A 205-nucleotide genomic window follows, 5' to 3' on the forward strand; every position below is an offset into this window, starting at 1 on the left:
TCTGGTGTCGGTGGCGTTGGTGTTTCCGGCTCACTCGGCACTTCCGGCGTCGGTGGCGTTGGTGGCACGATTGGAGGTGTTGTATCTTCTTCAATCGTTTGTTGACCTTCATTTTGACCGCTTACTTTTGGAAGTGTATCTTCTTCAAAGTCAACACTATTGTGTCCACCGAATTGATAACTTGGTTTATCTTTATTTGTATCTT

The 205-nt window shown here is 45.4% G+C and carries 1 protein-coding gene; it reads right to left on the bottom strand.

All coding sequences use genetic code 11. The features are described from left to right. On the bottom strand, positions 1-205 hold a 205-nt coding region (locus IDG64_RS15085; RefSeq protein WP_206171387.1), incomplete at both ends, for a fibronectin binding protein.

Origin of the sequence: Staphylococcus sp. EG-SA-15 (genome assembly GCF_017151895.1) — a bacterium.
GTDB lineage: Bacteria > Bacillota > Bacilli > Staphylococcales > Staphylococcaceae > Staphylococcus > Staphylococcus aureus.